The sequence below is a fragment of the Nitratireductor sp. CH_MIT9313-5 genome, from assembly GCF_037029545.1.
Taxonomy (GTDB): domain Bacteria; phylum Pseudomonadota; class Alphaproteobacteria; order Rhizobiales; family Rhizobiaceae; genus Chelativorans.
Map to the genome: position 1 here is coordinate 110553 of NZ_JAYMER010000010.1, position 18198 is coordinate 128750.

An 18198-nucleotide genomic window follows, 5' to 3' on the forward strand; every position below is an offset into this window, starting at 1 on the left:
TTTCTATTTGACTGCGCCAATCGCCAGACCGCGCACGAGGTAGCGCTGCAGCCAGGCAAAGACGATTGCGACGGGGATGGTGGCGACGAAGGTTGCTGCCATCACGTGGTGCCATTCGACCGTGTATCGACCGGCCACCAGTGAGAAGATCTGGATCGGCAGCGTGTAGCTCTCCTGCCGACGCAGCATGGTGAGTGCGATCACGAACTCGTTCCAGGCATTGATGAATGAGAAGATGGCCGTCACCGTCATGGCCGGAAGGGCCAGCGGCAGGAACACCATCACCAGTGCCTTGGCGGGGCTTGCGCCTTCGATCCAGGCGGCTTCTTCCAGATCCTTCGGGATGGTCGAGAAGTAGCTTTGCAGCATCCATACGGTGAAGGCCACGTTGAAGGCGCCGTAGACGAAGACAATCGAATTGATGTTGTCGAGGAGTCCCAGCCAGACCACGAGGCGGAAGAGGCCGATTACCAGCACGATTGGCGAAAGCATCTGCGAGACAAGCAGGAACTGCCGGAAGAAGCCCTGACCCTTGAAGCGAAAGCGGCTCATCGCATAGGCGGCGGGGATGGAGACCGCAAGCGCCAGCATGGTCGACAGAACCGATACATAGACCGAGTTCCACAGCGCATTGCCGAAATTGGTCACCGCCCACATGTCGATGAAGTTGCGCCAGGCGGGTTCCTGCGGCCACCAGGTGGGTGCAAGTACCTCGTTCGAAGGCTTGATCGCTGTGATGAACATCACTGCGAACGGAAAGAGGATGAGGATGATCAGGGGGGACAGAAGCAGCCAGTAGAGCAGCGACTTCTTCAGCTTCTTGTTCATTTGCTGTCCCTCCGCATTGCAAGCGAGACATAGAGGATGGTGAAGGCCAGCAGCAGCGCAAACATCATCACTGAAAGGGCCGAAGCCTCACCAAGCTTTCCGAAGCGGAAGCCCAGCTTGTAGAGATAGGTGACCAGAATGTCGGTGGAGTTGGCCGGACCGCCCTGCGTGGTCGCCCAGATGATGGGGAAGGAGTTGAACACGTAGATCATGTTGAGCACGATCGAGATGTTCAGGAAGGGCTTCATCAGGGGCAGGGTGATTTCACGAAATGTCTGCCAGCGTGAGGCGCCTTCGAGCCGCGCCGCCTCGTAAAGATCGTCTGGGATCGAGGACAGCCCACCGAGGAAGATCGTTGTGGTGAACGGGATCGTCACCAGAATGCCGATCATGATCTGGACGGGGAAGGCCGTGGATGCACGGGCAAGCCATTGGATGTTCTGGTCGATAAGCCCGAGATTCTGCAGGCCCGAATTCAGCATGCCGCTCTCACCGCTCAGCGCCCAGCGCCAGACGATAGCGGTCATTGTCAGCGACACTGCCCAAGGCAGCATGATGATGACGCGCGCGATGGAACGGCCGTAGAAATCGTCATTCAGGATCATCGCGACCGGGACGGAAACCAGCAGCGTGCCGATGACGATGCCGCCGGTCCATATGGCCGTGCGCCAGAGTGCACCCAAAAAATCGGGATCCGTGAAGACGGCGATATAATTCTCAGCGTCGTTGAAACCGCGCAACTGGCCGAAGCGGTTCACCTCGTTCAGCGAAATCAAACCGAGCTGATAAAGCGGCCACAATATGATGAAGGCAGCCAGCAGGAAGCCCGGCAGGATCAGCACATAGGGATTGGTCAGGGGCGAGCGGATCATGGTCCCGTTTCGGTTCGCGCTTAAAGCGGTTTGCGTTCAGGAGAAGGGACATGCGCGCGAGGCGCGCGCATGTCATTTTCGGCAGGGGTTCAGTTGCCCAGGATGCCGTTGATTTCCTCGGCGGCTGCATCAAGTGCAGCTTTCGGTTCGGCATCGCCAAGGTAGATTTTCTGAACGGCGTCCGAAGTCTTCGCCGCGATTTCCTCCCAGCCCGGAATGACCGGAGCGAAGCGCGCGTCGGGCAGAAGATCGGTGAAGGCCTTCAGATCGGCGTTGTCGGCAAAGGCCGGCTGCTTGGCCACTTCCGGATTGACTGGCAGGAAGCCTTCACCCTCGGTGAATTTCGCACGCCATTCGGTGGTGAAGAGCATGTCGAGGAATTTCCAGGCGAGCTCCTTGTTCTCGGAATTCTCGAACATGATGATGGAGTCGGTCACGCCATAGGTGCCGCGGTCGCCGTCAGGTCCTGCAGGGATCGCAGCAACGCCATATTCGAGATCGGGGGCCTCTTCCTTGATCTGGTTGGACAGGAAGGGCGCGGTGATCATCATGCCGACCTTGCCCTGCTTGAACAGGTTCTGCACATCCTCGCGATTATAGGAGGTGACGCCCGGCTGCGTGGCACCGGAATCGATCAGCGACTTGTAGGTCTCGGCCGCCTTGTAGGCCGCCTCGCTGTCGAGGCCGGACGTGCCGTCATCTTCGACGAGTTCGCCACCATGGGCCCAGAATGCATAGTAGAAATAGACGTCGGTCTCGATTTCCTTGCCCTGCAGGCCAAATCCGGCAATGTCATCGCCAAGGGCGCTGATCTTTTCAGCCGCTGCAGCAAGCTCTTCCCAGGTGTCGGGAACTTCCTCGATGCCGGCCTGCTCGAACAGGTCCTTGTTGTAATACATTGCACGTGCGGAGGCTGCGATGGGCAGGCCGTAGGTCTTTCCGTCCATCACCGAAGGCTCAAGGAATACCGGAAAGAAGCGGTCCTTGAATTCATCGGACATATATTCGTCGAGCGGTGCAGCGATCCCCTGTTCCACGAAGTCGATCAACCAACGGGTACCGATGATCGACAGATCGGCATTGGCGCCACCGGAAATGTCGGTGGTCAGCTTCTGGAGCAGGACATCCCATGGCACGACCTCAATCTGGATGTCGGCGTCAGGGTTGGCTTCCTCGAATGCCTTGGCAGCCTCTTCGAAATAGGGGCCGGTCTTGGAGCTGTATTCAGCAACGGTGACGCGGACCGTCTCTGCCGCTGCCATGCCTGCAAGCGACAGGAAGGCGGCTCCTGCAAGTGCAGTGGTGAATGCGAGTTTTCTCATAATTCGTCTCCCGGTTTCCTCTCTAGGGTTTGCACGAATTCCAGCCCGCTCATTTCTTGTTCTTGTTTGCAGAGCAGGCGCCGGTCACTCGAACCAGTGATGTAATTTTTTTACATAATTTCAGATTAATCAAGGAAAATCGCTGGATCATGTTGCTAAATTACGAAAATTCGGCAAACACTAGAATGAACGGGCCGGATCTTCGCGGTGGATTTGCCCGAGGGGAACAATTCGAATCCGCACCAAGCGGACTGGAGAAGAATCTTGGATCTGAGAGGAAAAAGGATCGTGGTGACGGGCGCCGCCGGTGGTATCGGCAGCGCCATGATCGATGTTCTGGCCGGGTTCGCGGCAGAAGTCGTGGCCTGCGACCTCAAGGCAGAGGATGTTGCCGGCCCGAAGGTGAGCGAGGCTCATGGCTTCGACCTTCTTGATGATAATGCGGTAGAGGCCGCAGCGAAGGCGATATGCAGCAATGGTACCCCTGACGCGGTGATCTCCAACGCTGGTTGGACGCGGGCTGAAACGCTGGCCGACGTAACACCGCAGGCGCTTAGTCACGAGCTTGATCTCAATCTGCGAAGTGCAGCGCGGCTTTCGCAAGCCTTTCTGCCTGCCATGCGCAATCGTAAGGGCGGAGCGGCTTTCGTGTTTATCTCTTCCGTCAACGCGCTATCGCACTACGGCAACCCAGCCTATGCAGCCGCAAAAGCCGGTCTCAATGCATGGATGCGTGCCATTGCCACCGAAGAGGGCCGACATGGCATTCGTGCCAATGCCATCACGCCGGGTTCCGTGCGCACAATGGCCTGGGATCATCGCATCGAGCGTGATCCCTCAATCCTTGAAAAGGTGAAGCGCCTCTATCCGCTCGGGCGCATGGTCATGCCGGAGGAGGTGGCGCGCGCGGCTGCATTCCTGGCTTCACCGCTTGCCAGCGGCATTACCGGCACGGTCCTTCCCGTCGATGCCGGGATATCCGCCGGAAATCTTCCATTTCTTGAACAGATAGCCGGATGAGGAGCGCCTTTCATGGCTGAACTCGTACTCAAAGACATCTCCAAACGTTACGGCACGCTCAAGGTAATCGAGAGCCTTTCGCTGTCGATCACTGACGGCGAGTTCGTGGTGCTTGTGGGGCCGTCCGGTTGCGGAAAATCCACGCTCTTGCGCATGATTGCCGGGCTTGAGGAGATATCGGGCGGCGACCTGATCATCGGGGGAGCCCGGGCAAACGACATTCCGCCGCAAAAGCGCGACACTTCAATGGTGTTTCAGTCCTATGCGCTGTTCCCGCATATGACGGTTCGGGAAAATATCAGCTTCGGTCCGCGTGTGCGCGGTGAGCCGAAAGATGACACGGAGCGGCGTATCAAGCGCGCTGCAGAAATTCTCAATCTTGGCGATTATCTCGACCGCAAGCCGGGTCAGCTTTCCGGTGGCCAGCGCCAGCGCGTTGCGATGGGGCGCGCCATCGTGCGTGACCCGAAGGTTTTCCTGTTCGATGAGCCACTTTCCAATCTGGACGCGAAGCTGCGCATCCAGATGCGAACGGAAATCAAGGCGCTGCATCAGAAGCTGGGTACCACCATCGTCTATGTCACGCATGACCAGATCGAAGCCATGACCATGGCTGATCGCATCGTGGTCATGAATGGCGGGAATATCGAGCAGGTAGGCACGCCGCTTGAGCTTTATGATCGGCCGGCGAACAAATTCGTAGCCGGCTTCATCGGTTCGCCCGCAATGAGCTTCCTTGAAGCGCGCACAGATGGCGCGGTGGCAGTTTTGGGCGACGGCTCACGGTTGCCGATTGCAGCGCGCGAACACGATCGGTCGGTGACCGTCGGTATCCGCCCCGAGTGCTACCAGCGCGACAGTGCCGGTCCGCTATCGCTTTCGGTGGAAGTGGTCGAACCGACGGGACCGGAGATCCACATCTTCGGCAAGATCGCCGGGGAGGATGTGCGCGTGGTTCTGCGCGATCGCGATCTTCCTCGCCCCGGCGAAGAATTGCGCCTGTCGGTCCCTGTCGAACATGTGCATCTATTCGACCGTGATAGCGGCGTGCGGCTTCAGGCGGGATGACGATGGCGAAGGGCATGCAGGACGAGAACTCCCGCACGGTGGATATCATCGCCCGGCTTCAGGATCGACTGGAGCGCGGGCGTGGAGCGGAAATCCGTCTTGTGGAAAGCATTCTCGCCGATCCGCATTTCGCTGCCCATGCGCCCATTGCCCAGATTGCCGAGCGTGCCGGCGTCAGCGAGCCGACGATAACACGGCTGGCCCGTGCGCTTGGCTTTCCCGGAACGCGTGAGATGCGCTTTCACCTGGCGCAGGCGCTGGCTATTGGAGGCGCATATCTGCGCGAGCCGAGTGCGCCGCCGGAAGATCTTCCGATGACCGCCCAGGTCGTCGCCAAAATCTCGTCGGGCGCCCATGCCGCGCTTGATCTCATGTCCATGGCGCTGGCCGAGATCGATCTGGAACCGATGGCCCGCCGCATCAGCAAGGCCAGCCAGATTCTCATCTATGGTACGGGCGGCAGCTCCTCCTTTGCCGCGGTGGAGTTGCAGAACCGCCTTTTTCGGCTCGGGCTTCACGTGACAGCGCATACGGATCCGCAACTGCAGCGCATGAGTGCTTCGGTGCTGGAGCCGCGCGCGGTTGTCATCGGGTTTTCGGTCTCGGGACAAGCGTCATCGGTCACGGACGCAGTGAATATCGGCCGCCAATATGGCGCAAGTGCTTTGGTCGTCACCTCCCCCAACACACCGCTGGCTGAGGCTGGCGATGCGCTTCTGCCACTGACCTTCAAGGAAGACGGCAATCTCTACAAGCCGTCCTCAACGCGCTACGCGCTTCTGGCTGCGGTCGACATCATTGCGATGACGACGGCGCAGACAATCGGGCCCAAGGTGCTGGAACCGCTGCGCCGGGTCCGCCACAGTCTTGCCAGCCAGAACATCCGCAACCCTGATCTACCCATCGGAGACTGATGCCGTGCGCATAACCGACCTGGAAACGCCAGCGGTCGTCATCGATCGCGCCAAGGTGGAAGCCAATCTTGCCCGCGCGCAGGCCTATGCGGACAAGCATGGGATGAAGCTTCGCCCGCACATCAAGACGCACAAGCTGCCGCTCTTCGCCCGGCGCCAGGTGGAGCTTGGAGCAATCGGGATCACCTGCCAGAAGCTGGGTGAGGCGGAGGTCATGGCCGATGGTGGCCTTGATGACATCTTCATCCCCTACAACATTCTGGGAGAGGTCAAGCTTCAGCGGCTGGCGGACCTGCATGACCGCATACGTATCTCGGTGACGGCAGACAGTGCCACGACGGTCGAAGGCTATGCCAAACATTTCACCGATCCAGCGCACCCGCTTCCGGTCCTGATCGAGTGTGACACGGGCATGGGTCGGTGCGGGGTGCAAAGCGTCGATGAGGTCGCTGCACTGGCAAGGCAGATCTCCAACGCTCCGGGTTTGAGTTTCGAAGGGCTGATGACCTATCCGCCACGCGGCAAGGTGACAGAGGTCGAAAGCTGGCTTCAGCAGGCAAAGAGCGCGCTTGAGGCGGAGGGATTGGCAGTCAATGTCGTGTCCAATGGCGGCACGCCCGACATTTACAGTGTCGGAGGGGTAACCACTGCCACCGAGTATCGTCCTGGTACCTATATCTATTCCGACCGGATGCAGGTGGCATTCGGGCATGGTCGGCTGGAGGACTGTGCGCTCACCGTTCTGGCCCAGGTCATCAGCCGGCCCACCGAGGATCGTGCAGTGATCGATGCTGGTTCCAAGGCGCTGGCAGCCGATACCGCACCTGTACCCGGTTACGGCCATGTCGTCGGCTATCCCGAAGCAATCATCACCACGCTCAGTGAAGAGCATGGCGTCATCGATCTCACCCAGTGCAGCAGGAAGCCCGCAATTGGCGAGAAGCTGCACATCATTCCCAATCACGTCTGCGTCGTTTCCAACCTGTTTGACGAGGTCAATCTGGTTGAAGGCGACGAAGTGACGGAAACACTGCCTGTCGCCGCGCGTGGACGGCTGAGCTGAACTCAAAAAAGGACGACACGATGAGCTACGACAAGAATCCGTTTCCCGAAGGTGATGCCGATCGTCACTATTTGTGGGAGATGCTCGTTCACCGCGATATCGATGCTTTTCTCGCACAAGACTGGTCGATGGTTGAGGGTGATTTCGCCTATGACCGCTTCTTCGGCATGCATGCGCAGTTCCTGAAGAATCCGGATTCCTGGCGCCTGCAGTTCCCTGATGTGGACAGCTACCGGGATGTCTGGCTGCAGCAGGCAAAGCGCACGGCAGAGACGGAATTTGCCGAGCCGCTGCGTGACGCCCTTTTCCGGGCGACAAACATGCGCGACATCGACATCAATGGAGACCGGGCGGTGCTTCACAAGAAGTTCGACGGAACGGTTGCCAAGGCCGATGGCGGCATCGATCGCATCAATTGGCAGACGCTCTATTTCTGCGCGCGCATTGATGGTCAGTGGAAGATCACCGGATTTGTCGGCTACATGCCGCATCCGCTGAGCTGAGATCGAAGCCGGCGCATTCGCGCCGGCATTCCCTTAACCATCAGTAGGTTGCGCGACCGCCGGAGAGATCAAAGACCGAACCGGTCGTGAAGCTGTTTTCTTCCGAGCATAGCCAGGTGATCATGGCTGCGGCCTCATCCACTTCCAGGAACCGGCCACGGGGGATCTTGGAGAGCATGTAGTCGATATGCTCCTGGCTCATCTGGTCGAATATGCGCGTGCGCGCAGCCGCCGGCGTCACGCAGTTGACCGCGATGTTCTTTCCCGCGAGCTCCTTGCCAAGTGACTTGGTCAGTCCGATCACGCCAGCCTTGGATGCAGAATAGGCGGATGCATTCGGATTGCCTTCCTTGCCGGCAATGGAGGCAATGTTGACGATGCGCCCATAGTCGTTTGCGACCATTGAAGGCACGACAGCTCGATTGACATGGAAAGTGCCAATGAGGTTGATCTCGGTGATCTTGCGAAATTCCTCGACAGGATAGTCGGCAAGCGGAGCGTTGGAGCCCGCGACACCTGCGGAATTTACCAGAATGTCGATCCTGCCGAGCGCCGCTAAAGTCTCTGTTGAAGCCTTTTCGACGCTCGACCAATCGGCAATATCGACCTCGACAGCTTGTGCATGCTCGGAGAGGTCGTTTGCAGCGCGTCTGGCCAATTCGCCGTCGCGATCCCAGATCGACACTCTTGCCCCGGCTGCCACGAGCCTTCGCGCAACAGCAAGACCTATGCCCTGCGCGCCGCCGGTTACAATTGCAGTCCGACCGTCAAATCCCCCCATTCGCCTTCCTCCTCGCAGTTCAAAATGGCAGCGGGGACGTACCCCGCTCAGGAGGTCATGCCAGCGATGGTCCAGACAGCCCAGCCTCCAGGTTACGATTGTTTATGACCCAGAGCGATCAGGCATCCAGTTTGCGGCGAAGGGCCGTGGGCGCCATGCCGAACCAGCGACGGCAGGAGCGGGTAAAGCTAGATTGATAGGGAAAGCCGAGCATCAAGGAAATCTGGTTCAGCGAAAACCGGGTTTCGCGCAGATATTTTAGAGCCTGCTCGCGCAGCATCTCGTCCTTGATGTCGTCGAAGCTGGTGCCTTCTTCGCGCAGTCTGCGGTGCAGGGTGCGCGGATGCACTGCGAGGATGGCTGCAATATCGTCGCGATTGGCCTGCGGGGTGCCGAGTACCGGCTTCAGTACCGTGCTCACCTGCTCCCTGAAACGGCTGGATGGGGTGGGATAGTGCCGCGCCAGATAGTCCTCCACGAACTGGCTGAATTCCGGATTTTCGATGGGAACCGGAGTGTTCCACTCGCTGGCCGGAAGATGAAGCGCGGTCACGGGAGCATTTTCGTGTACCGGTACGTGGAAATGACGCTGGAACAGTCTGTAATCATTCCCCAATTCTTGCTGAAAGCTGACGAGCTTTATCTTGGTGCCATCGGGATCCCGCACCCTGCCGCTTTGGTAGATCAGGCCGAGGAAAATCATGGCCACCTGTCGCTGACGTTCGGGCGCCATGCCGTCGACTTCAATCCCCACGCTGATCATTTGCGGATTGACGGGACTTGGTCGGTGAATGCGCAGGCGCAACGAAGTGCCCTGGATAAATATGAAGCGCTCCACGATACGCGTCGCTTCGGCCGGTGAGCGTGCATTATGGGCGGCTATACCCAGTATTCCCAGCACCCCGAAATGCTGGTGCTGGGCGATTTGCAAGCCAAGGTCAGGGCAGTTCGCCAGACGAGAGCTTTCTTCCAAAAGGTCGCAGACGGCTTCCATGGGCAACATGGCATCTTCAGCCTTCAACAGTGCCGGGCGGATGCCGAATTGGTTGAGCAACCTATCGGGTTTGAAGCCGAGTTCGCTCATCACCTCGCGGTAACCTGTCAGTGCTGCTGCCCGTATGAGATGCGCCATGTCCTCAAAAGACAAATTTTTGTCTCCTAATGTCAAGACGTGAGGCAGCATCATCCCTACATGTGCCCGGCGAAACCGCGCGGCGCTGGGCATTAAGCAGTGTGCGCGCATTGTTGTCGTTCTTTTTGAAAAGATCCCGAAACGGAGTTTCAGCAGGTCATGCGACCCAATTTTTCACGCCTCGCGCTGGCGGCTTTTTTCCTCGTTTGCGTGCCCGCCGTCGGTTTTTCCGATACGCCTTATGTCAAGATCGAGAAGGTCGCCCCGGTAGGCAACGGCCTGCATCGCGTTTTCTTCGGCCATGTCGTGGCCCGCGAAACTGTTGATCTTGCATTCCAGGTTGGCGGGCAGATCATTGAATTTCCGGTTGAGGAAGGTGCCGTCGTTCCCAAGGGCGAATTGGTGGCCAAACTCGATCAGGAAAGCTTCGAGCTGGCACTGGCCGAGGCGGAAGCCCAGGCAGCCCAGACGCAACGCACTCTAGAGCGCTACCAGAAACTGGTTGGCGGTGCGATTTCCCGCACAGAGCTTCAGGATGCGGAAACGCAGGTCGAGCTTGCGCACATCAAGGTACGCAATGCCCGCCGCTCTCTTGAAAAAGCGACCCTTTCGGCACCCTTTGATGCGCTGGTTGCGTCGCGTCTCGTTCCGAATTTCTCCACCATCAATGCAGGTACGCCCGTTGTGAGGCTGCACGACATGTCGGAACTGCGCATCGAGATCGACGTACCGGAGACGCTGTTTCAACGTGCTGGCGATGATGCCAGTCTGGAAGCTGTTGCCCAGTTTCCTTCAACGGACAAAACCTTTCCGCTTGAGGTGCGTGAGTTCAATGCCGAAACCGCCGCTGTCGGCCAGACCTACAGCATCACGCTCGGCATGGCGCCGCCGAAGGGGCTGAAAATCCTTCCTGGAAGTTCCGCAAAAGTTACCGCAAGCCTGCGCACCAATGGCAGTCATCTCGAGATACCCGCTTCCGCGGTGGTTCTCGACAATGAGGGCAACCCGAGCGTGATGGTGTTCGCCGAAAGCGAAGACAATCAGGGTACGGTTACTCGGACACCGGTCGAGATCAAGGCCACGGACAGCGGAATGGTCGAAGTCATCTCCGGTCTCGAAAGCGGGCAGGAAATCGTTGCCGTGGGGGCGTCCAGCCTCTCCGATGGCGACACCGTCCGCCGCTTTGTCGGCTTCGAGGAATAGGCACGATCATGGATATCGCACGCATTTCCATAGATCGACCGATCTATACGTGGCTTCTCATCCTTATCTGCCTTTTCGGCGGCATATGGGGCTTCTCGTCGCTTGGGCGGCTTGAGGATCCGGCCTTCACCATCAAGACCGCCGTGGTCGTCACCACCTATCCCGGTGCTTCCGCAAAGGAAGTTGCTCAAGAAGTGTCCGAACCTATCGAGTCGGAGATCCAGAAGCTCGGTGAGGTGAAGGAAATCGAGACCATGAACCAGCCAGGGCTGTCCTGGCTATCGGTCACGATGAAGGACGAATATGACGGTACGGAGCTTCCGGCGATCTGGACGAAGCTGCGCAACCGTGTTGCCGACGCGCGCCTTCCAGCGGGCGCATCACAGCCTTTCGTCAATGACAGTTTCGGCGATGTGTTCGGGCTCTATTATGCCGTCACCGCTCCGGGATATTCCGATGCGGAGATCAACGATCTTGCCGACTTTCTGCGGCGCGAAGTGCTGTCGGTGGAGGGCGTTGCCGATGCCATCGTGTCCGGCGTTCCCGAAGAAGCAATCTATGTCGAACCTGATCTGGCTCTGACCACCACGCTTGGCATTCCGCCAGCAGCCATACAGGGCGCGATCAGCAGTGCCGACGAAGTTGTCGACAGTGGCGAAGTCCAGCGCGAAAACGGCCGCATCCTGATCCAGAGACCAGATGGGTCCAGTTCGGTTTCCGAGATTGCCGCCTTGTCGGTCGGCGTTGGCGGGCAGGTCGTGAATCTGACCGATTTCGCCAATGTCTACCGCGCGCGTGAAAGCGATCCGGGTCTCATCATTCGCCACAATGGCGTGGATGCCTTCACGCTGGGTGTCGCCGGTATCTCCAGCGAGAATATCGTGGAGGTTGGTAAACGCGTCGATGGAAAGCTTGAAGAGCTTCGGGCAGAAATTCCACTTGGCGTCTTAATCCAGCCAATCTACCAGCAGCACGAGGTTGTCGAGAAAGCCTCCAACGATTTCCTGCTCAATCTGGCAATGTCGGTCTCCATCGTGATCGCGGTGCTGGCAGTTTTCATGGGCTGGCGCGCGTCCATCGTTGTTGGTGTCACACTTCTTCTGACCGTGGTCGGAACATTGTTCTTCATGGCGATCGGCTCCATCGAGATGGAGCGGATTTCTATGGGGGCCCTGATCATCGCGATGGGCATGCTTGTCGATAACGCCATTGTGGTGGCCGAAGGCATGCAGATGGCGATGGCAGGCGGACAGTCCTCGCGCGAAGCGGCCTCGGATGTCGCGCGCAAGACGCAGATCCCGCTTCTGGGCGCAACCGTCATCGGCATCATGGCTTTCGCAGGTATAGGTCTGAGCCCCGATGCAACAGGCGAGTTCCTGTTTTCGCTCTTCGCCGTGATTGCCATCTCCCTGCTGATGTCCTGGCTGCTTGCCATCACCGTGACACCGCTTCTCGGCCACTATTTCTTCCGACGGGGCACGGCCGGTGGCGGTGACAGCTATGATGGCGGGCTCTTCCGTGCCTATGCAGGTGTGCTGCGGCTCAGCCTGCGGCTGCGCTGGCTTGTCGTCGTCCTTCTGATGGCGACAACGCTGCTTTGCTACATGCTGTTCGGGCAGGTGAAGCAGCAATTCTTCCCCGACAGCAATACGCCGCTGTATTTCGTGCACTACAAGTTGCCGCAGGGCGCTTCCATTCATCAGACCTCTGCTGATCTGCAGAAGCTGGAAGAGTGGTTGGGCAAGCGCGAGGATGTGGTGGCGATGACGGCCTATGCAGGCGAGGGGGCGGCGCGCTTCATGCTGACCTATGCCGCAGAAGATCCCAATCCCAGCTATGGACATCTGATCGTGCGTGTCTCTTCGCTTGAAGTCATCGAAGAAGAGATGGATGAGCTGGAGGCCTATGCCGATCTGACACTGCCGCAAGGCGAGATACGGGTTCAGCGGCTCGCCTTTGGCCCTGGCGGCGGTGCGCCGATCGAGGCGCGCTTTTCCGGGCGCGACCCGGCAGTGCTGCGCGCACTCGCCCAGGAGGCGATGGAGCGGATTAGTGCCGCATCGCCCAACATTATCGATCCTCGTCTTGATTGGCGCGAGAAGGAGCTGGTCCTGCGTCCGATCTATGCGGAGGAGCGCGCTCAGGAAGCGGGTGTCTCCCGCTCGGATGTGGCGTCGATCCTGCGCTTTGCAACCGATGGCTTCCAGGCGGGCACATTCCGTGAAGGAAACAGGCAAATCCCGATCATTGTGCGCGCGCCTCAAAATGGCGAAATGACGCTTAGCGATCATGTCATCTATTCCGACAGCGCCAAAGGCTTCGTGCCTATGGCGCAGGTGATAGAGGGCTTCCGCTTCGAGGCCCAGGATACGCTCATCCAGCGTCGGGACCGCATCAATGTCGTCACCGTGGGAGCGGATATCCCGCGCGACATGACGGCGGCGCAGGTGTTTGCGGAAGTGCGTGGCGCCATCGAGGCGATGGAGCTTCCCGAGGGCTATCGGATGGAGTGGGGCGGCGAGTTCGAGAACTCGACCGATGCACAGGCTTCGCTTGGCAAGCAATTGCCGCTCAGCCTTTTGATCATGGTGCTGATTTCGGTGCTCTTGTTCAATGCGCTTCGCCAGCCAATCATCATCTGGTTGCTCGTGCCGATGTCGGTCAATGGCGTGGCTCTTGCATTGCTGGGTTCGGGCATGCCCTTCACCTTCACGGCACTTCTGGGTCTGCTGTCGCTTTCGGGCATGTTGATCAAGAACGGCATCGTGCTGGTGGAAGAGATTGACCTGACGCGGGAGGCCAAGCCGGACATGCCGCTGAAGGATGCGATTGTCGAAGCGTCGACTTCGCGTTTGCGCCCGGTCTTCCTGGCGGCTGCGACCACCATTCTTGGCATGCTGCCGCTTCTGGGGGATGCGTTTTTCAGGTCTATGGCGGCGACCATCATGGGTGGTCTGGCGTTTGCCTCGGTGCTGACGCTCATCGCCGCGCCGGTCTTCTACTACATCTTCTTCAAGCGCGGTGCGGAGAAAGCTGCTGCACCGGTTCCTGCAGTGGCTTGATATGGCGAAGAACGGGCCGGGTGCTCCCTTCGAGCATCCGGCCCGTGTGCCGATTGCCGGATCAGTTCTTTTCCAGCGCGCCCAGCGTGATTGACGGCTCCAGAATGATCCGCTGGCCGCCCGTGCTGCCATTGCCCTTGACCGCTTCCAGAATGATGCCTGCTGCTGCTTCGCCTATGGCACGCCGCGCGGTGCGTGAAGTAGCGATCCGTCCAGGGAAGCCTTCAATGATATCCAACCCGTTGAAGCCTGCGAGCGCGACCTGATCGGGCACCGCCACGCCCTGTTCGAGGCAGTAGCAGATACCGCCGGCCGCAAGGTCGTCATTGGAGAAGTAGATGCAGTCGAGATCGGGATGGCCGGTAAGCATCTCTTCGGCAAGCTTTCTGCCGGTCTGGATCGACGACAGGCCTGGCGCGGTGACCTCACCGATCAGAGGCAGATCATGTTCCTGGAGCGCTTTCAGAAACCCCTCGCGTCTTTTCGCGCCGCGCGTGTCCTTGTCCAGATTGGAGCCGGCATAGCCAAAGCGCGTCCGGCCGGCAGCGATGAGAGCCATCGCGATGTCATAGCCAGCCTTGGTGTGTGAAAAACCCACGCATGCGTCCAGTGGGGTGCCGTCGCAGTCCATGGTCTGGACGATCGGAATATCTGCACCGATCAGAAGTTTGCGCGTAGCCTCTGTCTGCTCCAGCCCGGTTATGATGAGGCCGGCTGGACGCCAGGACAGCATGCTGCGGATGATTTCATACTCCTTCTCGGTGTCATATTCGGTGACGCCGAAGACGGGCTGGAAACCGGTGCCGCGCAAGGCGTGCGAGACGCCGGACATCACTTCGGGAAATACAACATTGGCGAGTGCCGGCACGACGACGCCGATCAGCTCGGCGCTGGAACTGGAAAGGGAGGCGGCGAGGTGGTTGCCGTAATAGCCGATCTCACGCGCGGCAGCGAGAACGCGTTCAACGCTTTCCTTTGACACGTCCTTTTCGCCGCGCAATGCGCGCGAAGCAGTCATTTTGCTGACGCCCGCTGCTGCAGCGACATCAACAAGCGTTTTTCGCTTTTTCATCGGGTGATCCTGCTGACCGGATTATCGCGACCGGCCTTCCCGTAGGTTTTCCTTTTCCTATGCCTCAAATCAGCTGTGACGCGCAATGCGTGTGGTGTTTGACAAAGGGGATTTCTTCTGCTCATGATACCGATACCGGTATCGATACCACTCTTTGCGCAACCGGTAAACTCTTCGACAGATCAGTCGGAGGGGAGGACTGAAAACACACCGCTCATGCGGTGACGGGAGGAACTATGAAACTGAAGCTTTTTGCATCCATCCTTATGGGCAGCGCCCTGATGGCGGTCTCCGCCCCTGCAGTGGCGCAGGAATATGAATGGACGTTCCAAACCTCTGCACAGGCTGGCGACAACTTCTTTCCAATGCAGCAGGCATGGGCGAAGAGCGTCGGCGAGGCATCGGACGGCCGCATCGAGATCACCGTGGTACCGGTAGGCACGGTTGTTGCACATAACGAAACCCTCGACGCTGTAGGTGCTGGCATCCTGCAGGGTCACATTACTGATCCGTCCTATTTCTCCGGCAAGGACCCGGCATTCGCCATGCTCGGCAATCTCGTCGGTGCCTGGTCGGCGCCTGAGCAGATGTTCGGCTATATGGAAAATGGTGGCGGCAAGGAACTCTTCAACGAGCTCGTCAATCCCTACGGCCTCCAGTTCCTCGGTGCTTCGGCAACGGGCGTCGAATCCTTCATCTCCACCAAGCCCATCCACGGCGTGGAAGACCTGAAAGGCGTCAAGATGCGCGCCCCTGAGGGCATGGTGCAGGAAGTTTTCGCTGCCGCGGGCGCTTCGCCGGTGAACCTGCCGGGTTCGGAAGTTTACACCTCGCTTGAGAAGGGCGTGATCGACGCCGCGGATTACACCGTCTTCTCCACCAACCATGCCCAGGGCATGCATGACTTTGCGAAATACCCGCTCTATCCGGGCTTCCACTCCATGCCGGTCATCGAGATCTCGATGAACAAGGCGATTTATGACGAATTGCCGGATGACCTGAAGAAGGTTCTGAACGATTCCGTTCCGACCTTTGCCCGCGACATGGTCGCCCAGCTCCGCGAGCAGGACGAGAAGGCTGTTGCCGAAGCGGAAGCTGATCCGGAGATCACCGTCATCAACTGGTCGGACGAAGAACGCGCCAAGTTCCGCAGCATCGCCAAGAGCCAGTGGGCCAACTGGGCAGAACGCTCCGAAATGGCAAAGAAGGCCTATGAGAGCGTCACATCCTACCTCACCTCGGAAGGGCTGCTCGAAGAGTAGGCATACCGAAGCTTGCGGGGAGGCTTCATCAAGGCCTCCCCGAACTTATTCTCAGTAGTGGCTCTGGGAGGAGCAACGGTGTCTCAGGAAAAACTCACCGTCGATGATGTCGGCATCGCCGATCAGATTGAAGTGCTAAAATCCGCGCTTGAAGACGACAAGGGCGGTCCGCAGAACCTGCTTGACAGGAGCATCATTTCCTTTGGCGGCGCTGTCAGTTTCCTCTTTGCCATCGCCACGGTCATTTCGATCTACGAAATCGTGGTGCGCTACTTTTTCAATGCGCCCACGATCTGGGCGCATGAAACGGTCATCGCTCTAGTGGCAGTCTGCTATCTTTATGGTGGCATGCAGTGCTTTGCCGCCGACAAGCATATCCGTATCGGCCTGATCTATTTCAGCACAAGCGGCGGCACGCGCCGAATGCTGGACTTCGTCAACGCGCTCCTGGCGCTGTTTTTCGCACTCGCAATCGCCTACGCAGCCTACACGATGGTGGAGAAGTCCTGGTGGACACCGCAAGGGGATCTTCGCCTGGAAAAATCCGGTTCCGCCTGGAATCCCATTACACCCGCATTGGTGAAGATGGCTCTTCTGATCACTGCCGGGTTCCTTGCAATCCAGTCGATCGGGCAGCTTTGGACCGCGTGGCGGGGTAATGGCTTTCGTCAGAGTGCTGGCGAGCCACCGAACAAGCTGGCACTGATCGGGATCGCCGTCGTTTTCGGCATTCTCCTCATTGGCGGCTATGTACTGTTTACCGAAGGCCGCAGCCTCGGCATCCAGACCGGCTCGCTGATGCTGGTCGGCAGTATCATGGTGCTGATCCTGACCGGTATCCCGCTTGCTTTCGTTACTGGACTGATCGCGCTTCTCTTCACGATCGCTTGGTTCGGCACTATGGGCGTGCCGCTGGTCTCCAGCCGCATCTATTCCTTCGTGAACGAATATGTGCTCGTCGCCATCCCGATGTTCGTTCTGATGGCATCGCTGCTCGACCGCTCGGGCATGGCGCGCGATCTTTATGATGCGATGCGGCTTGTCGCCGGCCGGCTCAAAGGCGGCGTTGCAATCCAGACGCTGATTGCGGCGGTGTTCCTGGCGGCCATCTCTGGCATCATCGGTGGCGAGATCGTGCTGCTTGGACTGATCGCGCTGCCGCAGATGCTGCGCCTTGGCTACAACCGCGCGCTTGCGATCGGAACGGTCTGTGCTGGCGGGTCGCTCGGCACGATGATACCGCCCTCGATCGTGCTGATCGTTTATGGTCTCACCTCCAGTGTCTCCATCGGCGATCTGTTTCTTGCGACGGTGACACCGGGCCTGATGCTGGCCTCGTTCTATATCATCTATATCTATACCCGCTGCACGCTGGACCCCGATCTTGGCCCCGCCATCTCGCAGGAAGAGCTCGACATTCCGCTGTCGGAAAAGGTCGCCAAGCTGAAGGGCGTCGTCCTGCCGGTCTTCGTGGCTTTCACCGTGCTCGGCTCGATCTATGGCGGTATCGCGTCAGTCACGGAAGCGGCTGCCATGGGTGTGGTCGGCGTATTCGTCTCCGCTCTCATTCGCCGGGAAGTGACCTGGGCCCTTATCCGCGACAGCCTGCGCCAGACGCTTGAGACCTGCGGCATGATCATCTGGATCGGCCTTGGTGCGGCAGCGCTGGTGGGCGTCTATAATCTGATGGGCGGCAACCGTTTCATCGAAGGCGCGATCCTCAACAGCGGTGCCACGCCGCTCGTGATCGTGCTCATCATGATGGCCATTCTGGTCGTGCTTGGCCTTTTCATGGACTGGATCGGTATTGCACTTCTGACCATGCCGATCTTCGTGCCGATCATCATCAAGCTTGGCATGGACCCGGTCTGGTTCGGCATCCTCTTCGCAATGAACATGCAGGTCAGCTATCTGTCGCCGCCATTCGGGCCAGCAGCGTTCTACCTGAAATCGGTGGCGCCCAAGGATATGAGCCTTTCGGAAATCTTCCGTGCGCTCATCCCCTTCATCGCCATCCAGGTGGTGGCACTGGCGATCGTCCTGTTCTTCCCCGAGGTCGCACTCTGGCTGCCCAACTGGGTTAAAGGAAATTGACA

The 18198-nt window shown here is 58.8% G+C and carries 15 protein-coding genes; 9 read left to right on the forward strand and 6 right to left on the reverse strand.

Translation table 11 applies throughout. The annotated features are described in order from the left end of the window. Window positions 1-3 precede the first annotated feature (3 nt). The 3 genes from WA367_RS01800 to WA367_RS01810 all read right to left on the reverse strand — a co-directional run bounded on the left by WA367_RS01800 (window position 4) and on the right by WA367_RS01810 (window position 3022). On the reverse strand, window positions 4-828 hold the full coding sequence (locus WA367_RS01800; RefSeq protein WP_336055096.1) for a carbohydrate ABC transporter permease: 825 nt from the start codon (window positions 826-828) through the stop codon (window positions 4-6). Next, window positions 825-1700: a carbohydrate ABC transporter permease gene (locus WA367_RS01805; RefSeq protein ID WP_336055097.1), complete on the reverse strand. Its 876-nt coding sequence runs from the start codon at window positions 1698-1700 to the stop codon at window positions 825-827. Before WA367_RS01805 ends, WA367_RS01800 begins: the two co-directional genes overlap by 4 nt. An 89-nt stretch (window positions 1701-1789) precedes the next feature. Further along, a complete protein-coding gene (locus WA367_RS01810; protein WP_336055098.1) occupies window positions 1790-3022 on the reverse strand; it encodes an ABC transporter substrate-binding protein in 1233 nt (410 codons plus the stop codon). A 261-nt stretch (window positions 3023-3283) separates the two neighbouring features. On the opposite strand from WA367_RS01810, the gene WA367_RS01815 reads away from it, so the two are divergent. From WA367_RS01815 to WA367_RS01835, 5 genes are read left to right on the forward strand one after another with little or no spacing between them, the layout of a single operon-like run. Further along, complete coding sequence (locus WA367_RS01815) at window positions 3284-4042, forward strand: SDR family NAD(P)-dependent oxidoreductase (protein WP_336055499.1); 759 nt, start codon at window positions 3284-3286, stop codon at window positions 4040-4042. Window positions 4043-4054: 12 nt separating this feature from the next. Beyond that, a complete protein-coding gene (locus WA367_RS01820; RefSeq protein ID WP_336055099.1) occupies window positions 4055-5110 on the forward strand; it encodes an ABC transporter ATP-binding protein in 1056 nt (351 codons plus the stop codon). Window positions 5111-5112: 2 nt separating this feature from the next. Beyond that, complete coding sequence (locus tag WA367_RS01825; protein ID WP_336055100.1) at window positions 5113-6024, forward strand: MurR/RpiR family transcriptional regulator; 912 nt, start codon at window positions 5113-5115, stop codon at window positions 6022-6024. 4 nt (window positions 6025-6028) lie between these two features. Beyond that, a complete protein-coding gene (locus WA367_RS01830; RefSeq protein WP_336055101.1) occupies window positions 6029-7087 on the forward strand; it encodes a D-TA family PLP-dependent enzyme in 1059 nt (352 codons plus the stop codon). 20 nt (window positions 7088-7107) lie between these two features. Next, the gene (locus WA367_RS01835) at window positions 7108-7590 is read left to right on the forward strand and encodes a hypothetical protein (protein WP_336055102.1); all 483 of its coding nucleotides are present in this window, start codon (window positions 7108-7110) and stop codon (window positions 7588-7590) included. A 40-nt stretch (window positions 7591-7630) separates the two neighbouring features. Here WA367_RS01835 and WA367_RS01840 read toward each other — a convergent pair whose 3' ends face one another. Together WA367_RS01840 and WA367_RS01845 are read right to left on the reverse strand one after the other, a co-directional pair. Then, a complete protein-coding gene (locus WA367_RS01840; protein WP_336055103.1) occupies window positions 7631-8371 on the reverse strand; it encodes an SDR family NAD(P)-dependent oxidoreductase in 741 nt (246 codons plus the stop codon). Between the two features lie 118 nt (window positions 8372-8489). Continuing rightward, entirely contained in the window at window positions 8490-9557 is a 1068-nt protein-coding gene (locus WA367_RS01845; protein WP_336055104.1) for an AraC family transcriptional regulator, read from the reverse strand. Between the two features lie 105 nt (window positions 9558-9662). Between WA367_RS01845 and WA367_RS01850 the strand changes: the two genes are divergently transcribed. After that, complete coding sequence (locus WA367_RS01850) at window positions 9663-10706, forward strand: efflux RND transporter periplasmic adaptor subunit (RefSeq protein WP_336055105.1); 1044 nt, start codon at window positions 9663-9665, stop codon at window positions 10704-10706. A gap of 8 nt (window positions 10707-10714) precedes the next feature. Beyond that, window positions 10715-13768, forward strand: a complete 3054-nt coding sequence (locus tag WA367_RS01855) for an efflux RND transporter permease subunit (protein WP_336055106.1) — start codon at window positions 10715-10717, stop codon at window positions 13766-13768. 61 nt (window positions 13769-13829) lie between these two features. Here the strand turns inward: WA367_RS01855 and WA367_RS01860 are convergent, their stop codons facing one another. Further along, entirely contained in the window at window positions 13830-14840 is a 1011-nt protein-coding gene (locus tag WA367_RS01860; RefSeq protein WP_336055107.1) for a LacI family DNA-binding transcriptional regulator, read from the reverse strand. A 236-nt stretch (window positions 14841-15076) separates the two neighbouring features. Between WA367_RS01860 and WA367_RS01865 the strand changes: the two genes are divergently transcribed. After that, on the forward strand, window positions 15077-16102 hold the full coding sequence (locus tag WA367_RS01865; RefSeq protein ID WP_336055108.1) for a TRAP transporter substrate-binding protein: 1026 nt from the start codon (window positions 15077-15079) through the stop codon (window positions 16100-16102). A 78-nt stretch (window positions 16103-16180) separates the two neighbouring features. Next, window positions 16181-18196 carry a TRAP transporter large permease subunit gene (locus tag WA367_RS01870; RefSeq protein ID WP_336055109.1) on the forward strand — a complete coding sequence of 672 codons (2016 nt, stop codon included), beginning with the start codon at window positions 16181-16183 and terminating at the stop codon, window positions 18194-18196. Window positions 18197-18198: the final 2 nt, after the last annotated feature.